This window comes from Stappia indica (genome assembly GCF_020177335.1).
In the GTDB taxonomy this organism is placed as follows: Bacteria; Pseudomonadota; Alphaproteobacteria; order Rhizobiales; family Stappiaceae; genus Stappia; species Stappia indica_B.
In genome coordinates, this window is record NZ_JAIVMG010000014.1 from 28210 (window position 1) to 44258 (window position 16049).

The window sequence follows — 16049 nt, forward strand, 5'->3', positions numbered from 1 at the left end:
GCAGGGAAACCTGTCAGGAATAGGAGGCTTTCATAGGAGACTCAGATGCTTAAGCCGCCCGCACACGGTCAAGGAATGCGCCGATTTCCTTGCGCAGGACCGCCGCCTGCGCCCCCAGAGTGTCGGACAGCTCGCCCACCAGCGCGCCGGTGCCCCGGGCGTGTTCGGTCGCCCGGCTGACCCGTGTCATCGCCTCCGCGCCCGTGCCCGACCGGTGCGAAGCCTCGGCCACATGTTCCGTGATTTCGCCGAGCGCCGCGCTCTGCTGGGCGACCGCCCCGGCCACCGAGGCGGCAATTTCATTCATCTCGCGGATGATCTCGCCCACCTCGTCGATGGCCGACACCGCCGAGGCGGAAGCGGACTGGATCGCCCCCACCTGCTGGGCGATTTCCTCGGTCGCCCGCGCCGTCTGGCTGGCCAGATCCTTGACCTCTGCGGCCACCACCGCGAAGCCCCGACCATGCTCGCCGGCGCGCGCCGCCTCAATGGTCGCGTTCAGCGCCAGGAGGTTGGTTTGATTGGCGATTTCCCGAATGAGTCCCATCACCTCGCCGATCCGGTCGGCGGTCGCAGACAGGTCCCCCATCGAGGCGCCCGTCGTCCGGGCACTGCCCATGGCCTGTTCCGCAACCTCGGTCGACCGGTTGGCCTGGCTGGCGATTTCGGCAATCGAGGCATTAAGCTGTTCCGAAGCCGACGCGGCTGAGGTGACGTTGTCGGCGGCGACCCGCACCGCCTCACCAGCCCGCGTCGCCTCGCTCGCCGCGCCGTCCGCCGCCTCATCCAGCGTGTCGGACGCGCCGGCCAGATCCGTCGCCGCCTGATCGAGCCGCGACAGCGCCGCCTCCACCGTTGCCTCGAAGCCGGCGATCAGGGTTTCCAAATGCGTCATCCGCTGGTCGCGCGCCGCATTTCCCTCCGCCTGCGCCGCGGCGAGCCGCGCCTGTTCCCGCGCGGTATCGCGAAACACCGCGACGCTGCGCACCATGGCATCGAGCTCGGTGCGGCCCGGCGCCTCCGGCAGGTCGATCTCGGTTTCGCCGGAGGCGAGCCGTTCCATCGCCGCGCGCAACCGGGTCAGCGGCGCGGCGATCGACCCGCCGATCAGCGCGCCGGCGCCAAGCAGAACCAGCAGCGTTGCAATCAGGATCCCCGCCATGATCAGGCTGGCCAGTTCCCGCCCCTCTGCCAATGCCTTCGCCGCCTCGGCCTTGCCACCATCGGCCGCATTGGCCAGCGTTTCCAGATAGGGCGGCAGCACATCGAAGAAGGCTTCGAGCTTTTCCACCTGGGCGGTGCGCTCGGTGCCGGCGGTGCTGTAAAGGTCGAAGGCGGCGCGATAGGCGGCCATGGTCTCGCCCAGCGGACTGGAGACCTCCGGCGCAAGCTTCGCCCGGGAGAGCGCCCGTTCAAACCGCCCGGCCGCCACCTCGAAACCGCCGAGCGCCACATCGCTGCGGTCAAGCAGGTAGGCCTTTTCCGAACGCTGAAGGTCGATCACCGCAAGGTTCAGCTTCGCCGTTGCCGGGCTGCGGTTGAACCGGGCGAGCTTCGTCACCCGCTGATGCAGCGAACCGCCGAGGCTGGCAAGATCGCCGCGCGCACCGCTTTCGCTGTTGAAGCCAAGTTGCTGCTGAACCCCGTGCAACTCGGCGAAAGCGGCATCAATATTGTCAAATGTCGCGCCAACTTTTGTAATTTCCGTCGCAAACGGCACCGAAACTGGCATCGCCGCAAGCCGCGCCAGTTGCGCCCGGGCACTCGCCAGCACCGCCCCGAACCGGGCATAACCTTCCGCGCCGGGCTCCGCGAGATAGTCCTTTTCCACGATCCGCATGGTTCCGGCGGCTCGCTCCAGATCCTCCACGCCCGAGGCAAGCCTGGCGAAAGTCTCCGCCCGGGTGAAGGCGGTCTCGACCCGGTCCTGGCTCCACCAGAACACCGCGCCGACGGCGGCCAACCCGACCAATGACAGGCCGATCAGAACAAAAATCCTGATGCGGACCGACAAACGTCCAACTATGCTCACCGACAGCCCGGGGAAACGATACCGCGACACCTTGGACACCTCGCCAGCAACGGATTGCGCTGACCGAAAATTTCAATCGGAAGCGTTAAAATCCGATCAACACTGCGGAACTCAGCGCAAGATCCTGATAAACCGCAAGTTTCTAGCCGCCAGACCTCCTTCCAGACCGGACCTCCGCCTTGCGATCACTTCTCGACACCCTGTCTCCCGCCATCTTCGTTCTGCTCTGGTCGACCGGTTTCATCGGCTCAAAGCTCGGCGCGCCCTATATCGAACCTTTCGTCTTCCTGAGCATTCGCTTTCTCTGCGTCATTCCGGTCCTGCTCGCCTTCGCGTTCCTCACCCGCGCCCGCTGGCCGGGCAGCGGGCGCGACATCGGTCATTGCCTCGTCGCCGGAATGCTCATCCATGGCGTTTATCTGGGCGGCATCTTCTTCGCCATCGACCGGGGCATGCCGGCCGGCATCGCCGCGCTGGTGCTCGGGCTGCAACCGCTGCTGACCGCCCTGCTCGCCGGCCCCTTGCTGCAGGAGCGCATCGGCGCGCGCCACTGGCTCGGCCTTGCGGTCGGCGGCTGCGGCCTCGCCCTGGTGGTGCTGCCGCAGCTCGGCGTCGCCGCCTCCGGGCTGACGCTGGTCAACGCGCTGGTCTGCCTGGTCGCGGTCATCGGCATGGCCTTCGGCACGGTTTATCAGAAGAAATACGCCGGCGGCCTCGACCTGATGCCGGCCACCACCTTGCAATATGTCGGCGCGCTGCTGATCACCCTGCCGCTCGCAGCCGGCGAGAGCTGGCAGATCAACTGGTCGGCGGAGCTGATCATCGCCCTCACCTGGCTGGTGCTGGTGCTGTCGATCGGCGCGATCCTGCTGCTGATGGTGCTGATCCGCAGGGGCAGCGCCGCCCGGGTCGCCAGCCTGTTCTATCTGGTCCCGGTCGCCGCGGCGATCGAGAGCTACTTCCTGTTCGGCGAAACCCTGGGGCCGGTGCAGATCGCCGGCAGTGCCCTGGTGGTCGGCGCGCTGCTGATGATCCGGGAACGGCGCATCGGCACCCGGCGCACACCCGCCTGATCCGCTCCGCCTGAGACCCAAGAGGCCAGGCGGGTGCCGAAGCGGTTCAGGCCGAAACGGCCGCCTCGGCCCGGCGGCGGCGCCAGCGCAAGGTGGCGGCGTTGAGCTCGCCGCCCAGCACGAACACCATCGACACCAGGTACAGGAAGATCAGCGCCGTCATCACACCGGCAAGACCGGCATAGGTGGAGACGTAATTGGCAAACCCGGCGAGATAGATACCGAACGCCACGCCCGAGACCATCCACAGCACCAGGGTCGCCAGCACCCCGGGCAGCACGTCGAAAAAGCCGCGCCGGCCGGCCGGCAGCACGAAATGGGCGACGAACAGCCCCATCAGGGTCAGGATCGAGGCGATCAGGTAGCGCGACAGGTTCAGCCGGGCGGTGAATTCCTCCAGGAAAGGCGCGTATTTCAGCACCGCCGTCCAGACCAGCGGCGCGAACACGATCAGGAAGGCGAAGGTGATCAGGATCGCCGAGCCGATCAGCACCAGGGCGATCGCCTGCAGCCGGCGGTAGATGAAACCGCGGTTTTCCGGCTCCCGATACGCCCGGTTGAGCGCCACCCGATAGGCCTCCACCCCGTTGGAGGCGAACCACACCGAGGCGATCACACCGACGGTCAGGAAATCGCCGCGCGGTTCGGTCAGAACCACCGTGATTTCCCGCGAAATCGGCCCGGCGACCTCCTTCGGCCAGGCATCGAACAGCATCTCGGCAATCCGGTCGGCCATGTCACCAAGGCCGAGAAAACCGGTCAGCGCGGCAATGAAGATCAGAAACGGAAACAGCGCCAGCAGCGACGACAGCGCCACATGGCTGGCAATGGCGAACCCGTCATCGCGCGACATTTCCGAAATGGCGTCGCCGATGATCGTTCCAACGGCCTTGAGAATCGAAAAAATGGACATGTGTTCTCGTTTGCGGCAGCGACCGCCGCCGGTCAAGCCGCTCCCTCCCGTTCATGCCGCATTGCAACCGGCGTGAAATAAAATTTCTTGATCCGTCGGTCAAAAGAAGGATTGCTTCGGCGGCGCGCCGCGATACAGTTTGCACCGCAACATAATGCGCAGCAATCGCGCATGAGGTTAATGGAGAGGATGCATGTCGCTAGCGAGCGAATTCGGCGATAACCAGATAGACCGCGCCCTGGAGGAATTGACCGGCGCCGCCGTGGAGGCCCTCGATGGCCTGCTGGGCGCTGCCGCCGATGCGGTACGGGCGCGGGTCATGGACGGTGGCCGGATTTCCACGGCGAAGATGGACGCGGAACAGCGCGCGACCCACGGTCTGGCCTGGCTGGCGACCTATGTGGAGGCGCTGCGCCAACTTCATGCCTATGGCAATCGCCTGCGCGAAAGCGGCGCTTTCGGCGAGACCGAGGAGCTGATCACCCGCATCGGCTTTGCCGAATACCTGGCGCAGATCTTCGGCGGCATTCCGATGAACCAGGGCGAGTTCGTGCGCCTTGCCGATCTGGGGCTGGACGGGGGCCAGGCGGGCCGGTTCCATACGACTGAGATCACCGCCCTGATCGCCACCGGCAACACGCCGGCGACCCGCGCCCGGCTTGCCGGGTTGATCCAGCAGCAGGAAGGCGCCTCGCTGTTCGGCGCCTCCGGGCTCGACGAGACCTATGAGCAGGTGCGCGACGAGATGCGCCGCTTCGCCGCCGACAAGGTCACGCCCCATGCCCATGAATGGCACCTGAGCAACAGCTACATTCCGCTCGACGTGATCGCCACCATGGCCGAGCTCGGCGTCTTCGGCCTGACCATCCCGGAAGAGTTCGGCGGCATGGGGCTGGGCAAGGAATCCATGTGCGTCGTCTCCGAGGAGCTGTCGCGCGCCTATATTGGCGTGGGCTCGCTCGGCACCCGCTCGGAGATCGCCGCCGAGCTGATCCTGTGCGGCGGCACGGACGCGCAGAAGGCCAAGTGGCTGCCGCTGATCGCCTCCGGCGAGGTGCTGCCGACCGCCGTCTTCACCGAGCCCAACACCGGTTCGGACCTCGCCTCGCTGAAGACCCGCGCCGTGCGCGAGGGCGATGTGTGGAAGATCTACGGCAACAAGACCTGGATCACCCACCCGGTGCGCGCCGACATCATGACCCTGCTGGCCCGCACCGACCCGAGCGAGCCCGGCTACAAGGGCCTGTCGATGTTCATCGCCGAAAAGCCGCGCGGCACCGATGACAATCCCTTCCCCGCTCCGGGCATGTCCGGCGGCGAGATCGAGGTGCTCGGCTATCGCGGCATGAAGGAATACGAAATCGCCTTCGACGGCTTCGAGGTGAAGGCGGAGAACCTCCTCGGCCAGGTTGAGGGCCAGGGCTTCAAGCAGCTGATGCAGACCTTCGAAGGGGCCCGCATCCAGACGGCGGCCCGCGCGCTTGGCGTCGCTCAGGCCGCGCTCGACCTTGGCCTGCGCTACGCCCAGGAACGGGTGCAGTTCAGCCGGCCGCTGATCGCCTTCCCCCGCGTGTCGGACAAGCTGGCGATGATGGCGAGCGAATTGATGATGGCCCGCCAGCTTACCTATTTCTCGGCCTGGGAGAAGGATTCGGGCCGGCGCTGCGATCTGGAGGCCGGCATGGCCAAGCTGCTCGGCGCCCGGGTCGCCTGGGCGGCGGCGGACAATGCGCTGCAGATCCATGGCGGCAACGGCTTCGCGCTGGAATACGCGGTCTCGCGCGTTCTGTGCGACGCCCGTATCCTCAACATCTTCGAGGGCGCGGCGGAAATCCAGGCGCAGGTGATCGCCCGGCGCGTGCTGGAATTGCGGGCCTGACCCCCATCGAAGCTGCGAGATGACCAGCGCGCCCCGGATCCCCGCGATCCGGGGCGCGTTTTTCTTGCCCTGTCCCTCCAGTCCGGATCGCGCCCGCTGTGGCTCTCCGATCCCGGCTCGCCGCTTTGCGGCGTGCGGGAGGACGCGGAGCGTGGGGCAATCACCGCGTGACGGAAGGCGTCGCCTCAAAGACGGGCGTCCTCCCGGGCAAGCCTTGGCGCGACCCGGGATCGGGGAGCCGGAAGACTTGCGTTTTCATGAGGATGGACCCGCGAGGCCGTGGCTCTGCGGTCCCGGCTCGCCGCTTTGCGGCGTCCGGGAGGACGCGGAGCGTGGGGTAAGCGCCGCGTGACGGAAGGCGTCGCCTTAAAGACGGGCGTCCTCCCGGGCAAGCCCTGGCGCGACCCGGGATCGGGGGGCCGAAAGGCAAGCGTTTTCAATCAGCAAGAGCCGCCAGGCCGTGGCTCGCCGGTCCCGGATCTTCGCTTTCGCTTCGTCCGGTAGGACGCGGAGAACGGGGCGATGGCCGCGTGACGGAAGGCGTCGCCTCAAAGACGGCCGTCCTCCCGGGCAAGCCTTGGCGCGACCCGGGATCGGGGAGCCGAAAGGCAAGCGTTTTCAGTCGGCAGGAACCGAGACGCCGTGGCTCTCCGGTCCCGGCTCGCCGCTTTGCGGCGTCCGGGAGGACGCGGAGCGTGGGGCGATGGCCGGGGCAGATCAACCGTTGCCCTAAGGACTGGCGTCATCCCGCACGCAGCGCAAGCGAAGATGCGGGATCGGGGAGGCACCGGACCATCGACGCAGCTCCACAAGCGGCACCGTCCGGGTGACCGACCCACCCGCTCAGCGCATCGCCCCGACCAGCCAGAGCGACAGCACCGGACAGCCGATCAGAAGCCCCAGCCGGACGATGTCGGCGATCCAGAACGGAGTGACGCCCTTGAAGATCGTCGCCAGGCTGACGTCCTCCAGAACGCTGCGCAGCACGAAGACGTTGAGCCCGACCGGCGGCGTGATCAGGCTGATCTCGGTGACCACCACGACGACAATGGCGAACCAGATCAGCACCAGTTCCGGATCGGCCAGGAGGCCGGTGCCGAAATCCAGCTCCGACACCAGCGGATAGAACACCGGTACGGTCAGCAGGATCATCGACAGGCTTTCCAGCACGCAGCCGAGGATCAGATAGACGACGACAATGGCGGCGATCACCAGCCAGGCGTTGACCTCAAGGTCATAGACGAAACCGGAGAGCGCATCCGGCAAGCCGGCGAAATTGACGAAGTTGGTGAAGATATCCGCGCCGATGATCAACACGAAGATCATCGCCGTTGCCCGCGCGCTTTCGCCGATCGCCCCCATCAGCGGCCGCCAGCCGAGCCGGCCGAACAGGGCCGCCAGCGGCAGCGAGGCGCCCGCGCCGATGCCCGCCGCCTCGGTCGGCGTGAAGAACCCGCCATAGATGCCGACCATGATGATGGCGAACAGGATCACCAGCGCGGCGACGCCGAGCCCGTCGCGCCGGGTCAGCGGATCCAGCTCTTCAGCAGGCGGGGCCAGCGCCGGATTGCGCCAGACCGCCACCTGCACGGCGGCGAGATAAAGCACGAGCCCGAGCAGCCCCGGCACGATGCCGGCGATGAACAGCTTGCCAATGTCCGATTCGGTCAACAGCCCGTAGATGATCAGGATCACGCTCGGCGGGATGAGAATGCCCAGCGTGCCGCCGGCGGCGATCGACCCGGCGGCGAGACTGTCGGCATAGCCGTAGCGGCGCATGGAGGGCATCGCCACCTTGGACATGGTGGCGGCGGTGGCCAACGACGAGCCGCAAACGGCGGAAAAGCCACCGCAGGCGATCACCGAGGCCATCGCCAGCCCGCCGCGCATGCGCGCGGTCGCGTGATTGGCCACCGCGTAAAGCCCGTGGCTGATGCCCGAGCGCGCCAGCACATTGCCCATGAAGATGAACAGCGGCACCACCGAGAGCGAATAGGCAAGGCCGGCATCGAACACCAGCGTGCCGGTCATCGCCAGCGCCGCGTCGAGCCCGCGCAGCAGGGCGAAGCCGACGAGACCGACCAGCGCCATGGCGAAGGCCACCGGCATCTTCAGGAAAATCAGCAGCAACAGGATCGCAAAACCGATCAGGGATTCCGTCATGAAAGCTTCCGTTCAACGCGGGCGGACACGCAGTGCCTGCAGCGCCGCCGACAAGGCGCTGATCGCGCAGGTCACGGCGGCGAGAAAGGCCACGGGGGCAAGGGGCAGCGACAGGGAGTTGGTGACCGTGCCATCCTCGGCAAGGCGCAGGCCATGGACGAACAGGCGCCAGGCGAACACCGCCAGCACCAGCGCCGTCAACAGGCCGGTCACCGGCCGCGCGGCACGGGCGATCCGTCCGCCGGCCACCATGTCGAGCAGGTCGACCTCCACATGCTCACCGCGCCGGGTGGTCAGCGGCAGCGCCAGGAACACCAGCGTGGCGAGGAAGATCTCGGTCAGCTCATAGGCTCCCGGCAGCGGCGCGTCATAGGCATAGCGCGCCACCACGTCGATGCAGGTGACAAGGGTCAGCGCCAGCAGCAGAACGCCGCCGGCCACCGCCAGCCCCCGGTCGAGCGCATCCCACAGGGAGCGGCGCGGGCGCCGCTCGCCGTCAGGCTGCACGCCCGGAGCGTTCGGGGATGTCATCGCGTGCCCGGCCCGCCTAGTAGGCAACGCCGGTGCGGGCGCGAAGATCGGCCAGCGCCGCCGCCCCATCGAAGCCTTGCGCCGCGACCGCCTCGGCCCAGGCCGCCTCATGCCTGGCCGCAGCCTCCTTGATCGCCGACAGCACGGCGTCATTGGCCGCATAGACCTCGATGTCCGTGCCCGCGACCAGTTCCGCGCCGCCCGCATCGGCCTCGTCCCACACCTTGCCGGCCCGCTCGGCGAAGGTGGCGCCGGACAGCGCCTCCAGCGCCGCCTTGTCCGCATCGGACAGAGCATCCCATTTCGCCTGGTTCATCACCAGGAACCAGGAGGTGTTGTACATGCCGCCGGGCATGGTCATGGTGCTGGTCAGGTGATCGGTCAGGCGGAAGGCTTTCAGCGCCTCCATCGGGAAGGTGACCCCGTCGATCACCCCACGCGACAGCTTTTCATAGACCTCGCCCGGCCCCATGAACTGGGTGGTGATGCCCAGATCCTGCGACAGAGCGGCGATATAGCCGCCGGGGGTGCGGATCTTCAGCCCGGCAAAATCCTCCGGGCTTTCGATCTTGCGGCGGTTGTTGTGAAACATGCCCGGGCCATGGGCGAACAGGCTGAGCAGCTTGACCCCTTCATGTTCGCCCTGGGCATCGAGCTGACCGCCGTAGACGTCCCAATAGGCCTTGGAAACCGCCACCGCATTATCGCCGAGGAACGAGAACTGGCCGATGCGCGAGCGCAGGAACCGGTCGTCCTTGGTGAAGGAATGCAGCCCGTAGGTGATGTCCGCGACCCCGTCCCGGGCGAGATCGAAGTGCGCCGGCGGCGCCCCGAGCGGCTTGGCCAGCACGCGCACCTTGACCCGCCCGTCGGTCGCCTTCTCCACATCGCGGGCCCAGGGCTTCATCACCTTGGCGACGATCGGATGCTTCGGCGGCAGCCAGGACGACAGCACCAACGTCGTCTCCGCCTGCGCGGCGGTGACCGCGAACCCGAGCGTCGCCGCGACCGCGACAAGCCCTCCCGTTACCAGTCCGGCGAACCTCTTCATGACATCTCTCCCATTGGCGCCGGCCTCCCCATGGCGCCGGGCGGCGCACAGCGTCTCTCCCATCCCCGTCCCTTCCGGGCGGGGCTCCAATTAGTTACAGATGAAACTTTTTCAGGAAACGGAACCTGCGTCAAGCTGTCCGCGGGCCTGCGGGAAAGCCAGCGACAACCGCGCGAAAACGCAAGGAAGACCGCGAGCCGGAGCCCGCGGGGATCTCAGAGAAAGGACCCGGCTGAGGGACCGGACGGCAGTCGTCGGCCGCTACCAGTGTTCCCCAGGCAGCGGGTCGACCGGGAACCGCCCCTCCGCGTGACCTCCGCCGGCGCCATGGCGGCCGGTCAGCGGATAGGCCTCCTCCACCAGATAGGGGCCGCCGCCGACGCTGGCGCGCGAGGAAAACAGCACGAAGCGGCCAGCGGTGAAGCTCGGCGCCTGAAAGCTGCCGCGTTCGGCCAGCCAGCGCGCCACATCCGAGGCACTGGAGGCGCGGCAGCGGGCCAGCGTCAGATGCGGCGTATACTTGCGCCGCTCCGGCGGAAGACCCAGCCGCTGCAGGATGCGCTCCTGCTCCGCCTGAAGCTCCATCAGCTCCGGCGTCGGCTCGACCCGCGCCCAGACCGCATGCGGCTTGCCATTGCCGAAGGAGCCAAGCCCGTCGAGCCGGACCGTCACCGGCTCCCGCCGGATGCGGTCGAAGGCGGCGACCACCTCATCGGCCATCCGCTCGTCGATGTCGCCGATGAAGCGCAAGGTGATGTGATAATTTTCCGGATCGATCCAGCGCGCGCCACGCAGGCCGCCGCGCAATAGGGAGAGCATGAGACCGGTGTCTGACGGGATCTCAAGCCCGGTGAACAGTCGAGGCATGGTGTTCCCCTCCGCTGTCGCCGATACCCTATCAGGACCACAATCGGCATTGCCGACAAGGAAAAACATAAAATCGATTGAAATCAGCTCGTTAAATTCTGCCCCGCCGCAACGGAACCCGGCGGCGACACCGCCGCCGGGCTCGCGAATCAGTTGACCGCCCGGCGCGAACCGCGCCGGACAAGGCTCACGGGCAGGGGCTGCCGTGACGCTGGAACAGCCCGTTGATGCGCGCTTCCAGCTCCGCGTCGATGGTCACGTCGAGCGCGCCGAGATCGTGCTCGAGCTGGCCGAGCGAGGTGGCGCCGAGGATCACCGAGGTGGTGAAGTCCCGCGTACGGGCAAAGGCGATCGCCAGTTGCGCCGGCGAGATGCCGACCTCCTCGGCAAGGTCGAGATAGGCGTCGATCGCCTCCGCCGCGCCCGGCTTCTCGTAGCGGCCAAGCCGGTCGAACAGGGTCTTGCGCGCACCGGCCGGCAGGGCGCCATTGCGGTACTTGCCGGTGAGATACCCCTGCCCCAGCGCCGAATAGACGAGCAGGCCCACATCCTCGCGCAAGGCGATTTCCGCAAGCCCGCCCTCGAAGGTGCGGTTGACCAGCGAATAGGCGTTCTGGATCGACGCCACGCGCGGCAGGCCGACCCGCTCGGCGGCGGCCAGATAGCGCATGGTGCCCCAGGGGCTTTCGTTGGACAGGCCAACGTGCCGGATCTTGCCCGCCGCCACCAGGCCGGCGAGCGCCGCCAAAGTCTCCTCGATCGGCGTTTCGTCCGCCGCCCGCTCGGGCGCTTCCCAGATCGTCGGGTTGGAGCCGAAGCAGGTGACCACCCGGTCCGGCCAGTGCAGCTGGTAAAGGTCGATGTAATCGGTCTGCAGCCGGCGCAGGCTCTTGTCGACCGCCTCGGTCAGCTGCGCATGGGTCAAACGCCCAGGCACGCCGCCCTCGCGGAACCAGGTGTTGCCCGTGCGCCCGACCGCCTTGGTGGCGATCACCACCGAGGCACGATTGCCCCGCGCCTTCATCCAGGTACCGAGGATTTCCTCGGTGCGCCCCTGGGTCTCCGGCTTCGGCGGGATCGGATAGAGTTCGGCGGCGTCGAACAGGTTGATGCCATGCGCCAGGGCGGCATCGAGCTGGGCGTGACCTTCCGCTTCGGTGTTCTGCTCGCCGAAGGTCATGGTGCCGAGGCAAAGGCTGGAGACAAAGAGGTCGGTGCGTCCGAGACGGCGCTTTTCCATGTGTCTGTTTTTCCTGTGAGATGTTCGGATGCGTTGGCAGTTTGAGACGGGGCGCGAACGGCCCGGCGGTCAGCCGCCAGAAGCGCGTGCCCGGGAAATCAGCTCCTCGACGCTGGGCAGGATGCCCTCGACCATCAGCCCGACGCCGGCGCCGGTCGGATGGATGCCGTCGGCCTGCACCGTTTCGGGCGAGATCGGCACCCCATCGAGAAAGTAGGGATAGAGCAGCGCATCATGCGCCTCCGCCACCGCGGGAAACACCGCGTCGAAGGCATCGGCATATTCGTCGCCCAGATTGCGCGGCGCCTTGATGCCGGCGAGCAACACGGGCAGGCCGCGCGCGCGCAAGGCGCCGACGATCTGCTCCAGATTGGCCCGGGTGGTGGCCGGCGGCAGACCGCGCAGGGCATCGTTGCCGCCAAGCGCGACGATCACCGCGTCGCTATCCGCCCCGACCGACCAGTCGAGCCGGGCCAGCCCGCCGGAGGTGGTGTCGCCGGAGACACCGGCATTGACCACGGTGACCTGATGGCCGCGTGCGCGCAAGGCGGCCTCAAGCTGCGCCGGGAACGCCTCCTCGGGGGGAAGCTGGTAGCCGGCGGTCAGGCTGTCGCCCAGCGCGACGATGGTCACGCTCTCCGCCGCCGGCGTCTCCTTGGCCGGTGTTTCGGCGCGGGCGACGCCGCCGGCGAGCGCGAACACCGCCAGCGCACACAGGGCGAAAAATGTATCTTTTCGTATCAAGCTGCCTGATCCTCTGGACGCTGCCGCCGGAGTTTCCCATATCGGCGGTTTGAGCGATTGCCGTGACCGCCAGATGACCATGGAGCCTTTCGCCCGTGGTCGGCACACCGCCTATATAGGGTTATCCATGACCGACCGACCAGCCTCGGCGCCTCTCATTTCCCTCAAAGACGTGCATCTCAGCCTCGGGCACGACGCCGGACGGGTGCATATTTTGAAGGGAATCGACCTGGACGTCACCGCCGGACGCTCCCTCGGCATCATCGGTCCGTCCGGGTCCGGCAAGTCGACGTTGCTGATGGTGATGGCCGGGCTGGAGCGAACCGACCGCGGCAGCGTCCGTGTGGCGGACGCCGACCTGACCGGCCTGTCGGAGGACCGGCTTGCCCGGTTTCGCGGCGAAACGGTCGGCATCGTTTTCCAGTCCTTTCATCTGATTCCCAACATGACCGCGCTGGAAAACGTCGCCATTCCGCTGGAGCTGTCCGGGGTGCGCGGCGCCCATGACAGGGCGCGGGCGGAGCTGGCCGCCGTCGGACTGGAAGAGCGGCTCCATCACTACCCGGCGCAAATGTCCGGCGGCGAGCAGCAGCGCGTTGCCATCGCCCGTGCGCTGGTGACCCGGCCGCCGCTGCTCTTGGCGGACGAGCCCACCGGCAACCTTGATGAGGCCACCGGCGCGCAGATCATCGAGCTGATGTTCCGCGTCTCGCGCGAGCGCGGCATGACCCTGGTGCTGGTCACCCACGACAGCGCCCTGGCAAAGCGCTGCGACGATGTGATTCGCGTGCGCTCCGGACGGATCGAACCGCTCGATGCCGCCTCCTCGGCCCGCGCGACGGCCTCCGCCGCCGCTTCCGCCGGGGGAAACTGAGCGATGCATGGCCCCACCACAGGCGCCCCGCGCCCTGCCGCCCGCCCGTCTCTCGCGCTCGCCTGCCGTTTTGCCTTTCGCGAAATGCGCGGCGGCCTGCGCGGCTTTTATATCTTCATCGCCTGCATTGCCCTCGGCGTTGCCGCCATCACCGGCGTGACCTCGGTCTCCCGGGCGCTGACCGAAGGCATCGCCGCCGAGGGAACCTCGATCCTGGGCGGCGATCTCGCCTTTCGCCTGATCCACCGCCAAGCCTCCGCCGAAGAGGCCGAATTCCTCGAAAGTCTCGGCGACGTCTCGCGCATCGCCACCTTGCGGGCGATGACCCGCGCACCGGATCAGGACGAACAGACGCTGGTGGAGCTGAAGGCGGTGGATGGCGCCTATCCGCTCTATGGCGATTTTCGCCTGACCGGCGGCGGCGCTCTGGCCCCGGCCCTGCGCCGCGAAGGCGATGTGTGGGGTGCGGTGGCGGAGGCGGAACTGCTGGCCCGCCTCGGCATCGAAACCGGCGACGAAGTGCGGCTCGGCCGCGCCCGGGTACGGATCACCGACACCATCGCCGCCGAACCGGATCGGCTGAGCGGCGGCATCAATTTCGGCCCGCGCCTGATCATCTCCGATGCGGCCATCGACGACACCGGCCTGATCCAGCCCGGCAGCCTGGTGCGCTGGCTCTACCGGGTTCGGCTCGAAGGCACGGCCAGCGACGCCAGGATCGCCGCCATTGTCGAAGAGGCCGGCGAACGCTTTCCCGATGCCGGCTGGCGCATCCTGTCGCGCGACAACGCGGCCCCCGGACTTCAGCGCAACATCGGCCGGCTGGCGCAATTCCTGACCCTTGTCGGCCTGACCGCGCTGATCGTCGGCGGGGTCGGCGTCGCCAATGCGGTGCGTGCCTATCTCGACGGCAAGCGCCCGGTGATCGCCACCTTCCGCTGTCTTGGCGCCGATGGCGATTTCGTCTTCCGCGTCTATCTGATCCAGATCCTGGTGCTGACCGCCCTTGGCGTCGCCGCCGGTCTGGTGCTGGGCGCGCTGATTCCCTTCGCCGCCGCCGGGCTCTTGTCCTCCCTGCTGCCGATCAAGACCGTCGCCGCGCTCTACCCGTCCGAACTCGGCCTCGGCGTGCTCTACGGCTTCCTCACCGCGCTGACCTTCGCGCTCTGGCCGCTTGGCCGCGCCCATGACGTGCCGCCGAGCCTGTTGTTTCGCGACGATGTCAGCAGCGCCCGCCGGCTGCCGCGCCGCCGCTACAGGATCGCCACCGCGCTGGCGGTCCTGGTGCTGGCCGGTCTGGCCGTGGGCCTGTCCGGCGACCTGCGCATCGCCCTTGTCTATGTCGGCGCCACCGCCGTCGTGTTCGCTCTACTGGCGCTGATCGCCCGGCTGATCATGGCCGCCGCCCGCCGCCTGCCGCGCGCCCGCTCCACCGGCCTGCGCCTTGCCATCGGCAACATTCATCGGCCCGGCGCCCTCACCTCCTCGGTGGTGCTCTCGCTCGGGCTTGGCCTGTCGCTGCTGGTGACGCTGGCGCTGATCGACGGTAATCTGCGCCGCGAGCTCGGCACGGCGATTGCCGGCCGCGCCCCGAGCTTCTTCTTCGTCGATGTGCAGAACAGCGAGCGCAGCGCCTTCGATGCCCTGCTGGCCGGTGCGGCCCCGGAAGCGCGGATCGACGGGGCGCCGATGCTGCGCGGCCGCATCACCGCGTTGAACGGCATCCCCAGCGACCAGATCAAGCCGGCCGAGGGCGGGGCCTGGGCTCTGCGCGGCGATCGCGGCATCACCTATTCCGCCGGGCTTCCCGACAACTCCACCCTGAGCGAGGGGAGTTGGTGGGCGCCGGACTATTCCGGTCCGCCGCTGGTCTCCTTCGAGGCCGAGGTCGCCGAGGCGCTGGGGGTCACGCTCGGCGATACGGTCACCGTCAATGTGCTCGGCCGGCCGATCACCGCCGAGATCGCCAATCTGCGCAAGGTGGAGTGGCAATCCCTGGCCATCAACTTCGTCATGGTGTTCTCGCCGAACACCTTCGCCGGCGCGCCGCACACCCATCTCAGGACCCTGACCTTCGAAAACGGTGCCAGCGAGGAGCGGGAGCTTGCGCTCCTGAAGACGGTCGCCAAGGCCTACCCGACCGTCACCTCGGTCCGGGTCAAGGATGCCATCGAGCAGGTCAACGCGCTGGTCGCCCAGCTCGCCTGGGCCATCCGCGCCGCCGCCTCGGTGACCCTGGTCGCCTCGGTGCTGGTCTTGGGCGGCGCGCTGGCCGCCGGCCATCGCCACCGGGTGCATGACGCGGTGGTGCTGAAGACCCTCGGCGCGACCCGGCGCCGGCTGATGGGCGCCTTCGTGCTGGAATACGCCATCCTCGGCCTGGTAACGGCGCTGTTCGCGGTGGTGACGGGCACGCTCGCCGCCTCCTTCGTGCTGGTCGAGGTGATGGATGCCGGCTTTACCTTCCTGCCCGCAACCGCCACTGGCGCCGCCCTTGCCGCCCTGGCGCTGACCGTCGGCTTCGGCCTGATCGGCACCTGGCGCGTGCTCGGGCGCAAGTCCGCCCCCGTCTTGCGCAACCTGTAAGGCGCTGAAAATCAGGGAAAATTAACCCTCACGCACCGTAAAAACGCACAAGGGGGTGCACGCCCTTGCCTGCCACGATAAGGTGCACCCGGGACG

General features: G+C 67.7%; 12 protein-coding genes. 4 read left to right on the forward strand and 8 right to left on the reverse strand.

Annotated elements, in window-relative coordinates:
• Window positions 1-49 precede the first annotated feature (49 nt).
• Entirely contained in the window at window positions 50-2014 is a 1965-nt protein-coding gene (locus LC062_RS17315) for a methyl-accepting chemotaxis protein (RefSeq protein ID WP_224912282.1), read from the reverse strand.
• Window positions 2015-2211: 197 nt separating this feature from the next.
• Between LC062_RS17315 and LC062_RS17320 the strand changes: the two genes are divergently transcribed.
• Complete coding sequence (locus tag LC062_RS17320) at window positions 2212-3105, forward strand: DMT family transporter (RefSeq protein ID WP_224912283.1); 894 nt, start codon at window positions 2212-2214, stop codon at window positions 3103-3105.
• Window positions 3106-3151: 46 nt separating this feature from the next.
• Here LC062_RS17320 and LC062_RS17325 read toward each other — a convergent pair whose 3' ends face one another.
• Window positions 3152-4018: a YihY/virulence factor BrkB family protein gene (locus LC062_RS17325; protein WP_224912284.1), complete on the reverse strand. Its 867-nt coding sequence runs from the start codon at window positions 4016-4018 to the stop codon at window positions 3152-3154.
• Window positions 4019-4211: 193 nt separating this feature from the next.
• Here LC062_RS17325 and LC062_RS17330 point away from each other — a divergent pair, with 193 nt between their 5' ends.
• Entirely contained in the window at window positions 4212-5897 is a 1686-nt protein-coding gene (locus tag LC062_RS17330) for an acyl-CoA dehydrogenase family protein (RefSeq protein ID WP_224912285.1), read from the forward strand.
• A gap of 843 nt (window positions 5898-6740) precedes the next feature.
• On the opposite strand, the gene LC062_RS17335 is transcribed toward LC062_RS17330, so the two are convergent.
• The 6 genes from LC062_RS17335 to LC062_RS17360 form a co-directional block, all read right to left on the reverse strand.
• The gene (locus LC062_RS17335; protein ID WP_224912286.1) at window positions 6741-8060 is read right to left on the reverse strand and encodes a TRAP transporter large permease; all 1320 of its coding nucleotides are present in this window, start codon (window positions 8058-8060) and stop codon (window positions 6741-6743) included.
• A 12-nt stretch (window positions 8061-8072) separates the two neighbouring features.
• On the reverse strand, window positions 8073-8591 hold the full coding sequence (locus LC062_RS17340; RefSeq protein ID WP_224912287.1) for a TRAP transporter small permease: 519 nt from the start codon (window positions 8589-8591) through the stop codon (window positions 8073-8075).
• 16 nt (window positions 8592-8607) lie between these two features.
• The gene (locus tag LC062_RS17345) at window positions 8608-9642 is read right to left on the reverse strand and encodes a TRAP transporter substrate-binding protein (protein WP_224912288.1); all 1035 of its coding nucleotides are present in this window, start codon (window positions 9640-9642) and stop codon (window positions 8608-8610) included.
• Window positions 9643-9903: 261 nt separating this feature from the next.
• On the reverse strand, window positions 9904-10509 hold the full coding sequence (gene thpR, locus LC062_RS17350; protein WP_224912289.1) for an RNA 2',3'-cyclic phosphodiesterase: 606 nt from the start codon (window positions 10507-10509) through the stop codon (window positions 9904-9906).
• 187 nt (window positions 10510-10696) lie between these two features.
• Window positions 10697-11749, reverse strand: coding sequence for an aldo/keto reductase (locus LC062_RS17355; RefSeq protein ID WP_224912290.1), 1053 nt, complete (start codon window positions 11747-11749; stop codon window positions 10697-10699).
• Window positions 11750-11818: 69 nt separating this feature from the next.
• Window positions 11819-12493: an arylesterase gene (locus tag LC062_RS17360; protein WP_404829742.1), complete on the reverse strand. Its 675-nt coding sequence runs from the start codon at window positions 12491-12493 to the stop codon at window positions 11819-11821.
• Between the two features lie 127 nt (window positions 12494-12620).
• Here LC062_RS17360 and LC062_RS17365 point away from each other — a divergent pair, with 127 nt between their 5' ends.
• Both LC062_RS17365 and LC062_RS17370 read left to right on the forward strand, forming a co-directional pair.
• Window positions 12621-13367, forward strand: coding sequence for an ABC transporter ATP-binding protein (locus LC062_RS17365; RefSeq protein ID WP_224912365.1), 747 nt, complete (start codon window positions 12621-12623; stop codon window positions 13365-13367).
• A 3-nt stretch (window positions 13368-13370) separates the two neighbouring features.
• Entirely contained in the window at window positions 13371-15953 is a 2583-nt protein-coding gene (locus LC062_RS17370; RefSeq protein ID WP_224912291.1) for an ABC transporter permease, read from the forward strand.
• Window positions 15954-16049: the final 96 nt, after the last annotated feature.

Coding starts and splice junctions, on each gene's coding strand:
- LC062_RS17325 (WP_224912284.1), bottom strand. CDS start 4,018: ATGTCCATTTTTTCGATTCTCAAGGCCGTTGGAACGATCATCGGCGAC.
- LC062_RS17330 (WP_224912285.1), top strand. CDS start 4,212: ATGTCGCTAGCGAGCGAATTCGGCGATAACCAGATAGACCGCGCCCTG.
- LC062_RS17335 (WP_224912286.1), bottom strand. CDS start 8,060: ATGACGGAATCCCTGATCGGTTTTGCGATCCTGTTGCTGCTGATTTTC.
- LC062_RS17340 (WP_224912287.1), bottom strand. CDS start 8,591: ATGACATCCCCGAACGCTCCGGGCGTGCAGCCTGACGGCGAGCGGCGC.
- LC062_RS17345 (WP_224912288.1), bottom strand. CDS start 9,642: ATGAAGAGGTTCGCCGGACTGGTAACGGGAGGGCTTGTCGCGGTCGCG.
- thpR (WP_224912289.1), bottom strand. CDS start 10,509: ATGCCTCGACTGTTCACCGGGCTTGAGATCCCGTCAGACACCGGTCTC.
- LC062_RS17355 (WP_224912290.1), bottom strand. CDS start 11,749: ATGGAAAAGCGCCGTCTCGGACGCACCGACCTCTTTGTCTCCAGCCTT.
- LC062_RS17365 (WP_224912365.1), top strand. CDS start 12,621: ATGACCGACCGACCAGCCTCGGCGCCTCTCATTTCCCTCAAAGACGTG.
- LC062_RS17370 (WP_224912291.1), top strand. CDS start 13,371: ATGCATGGCCCCACCACAGGCGCCCCGCGCCCTGCCGCCCGCCCGTCT.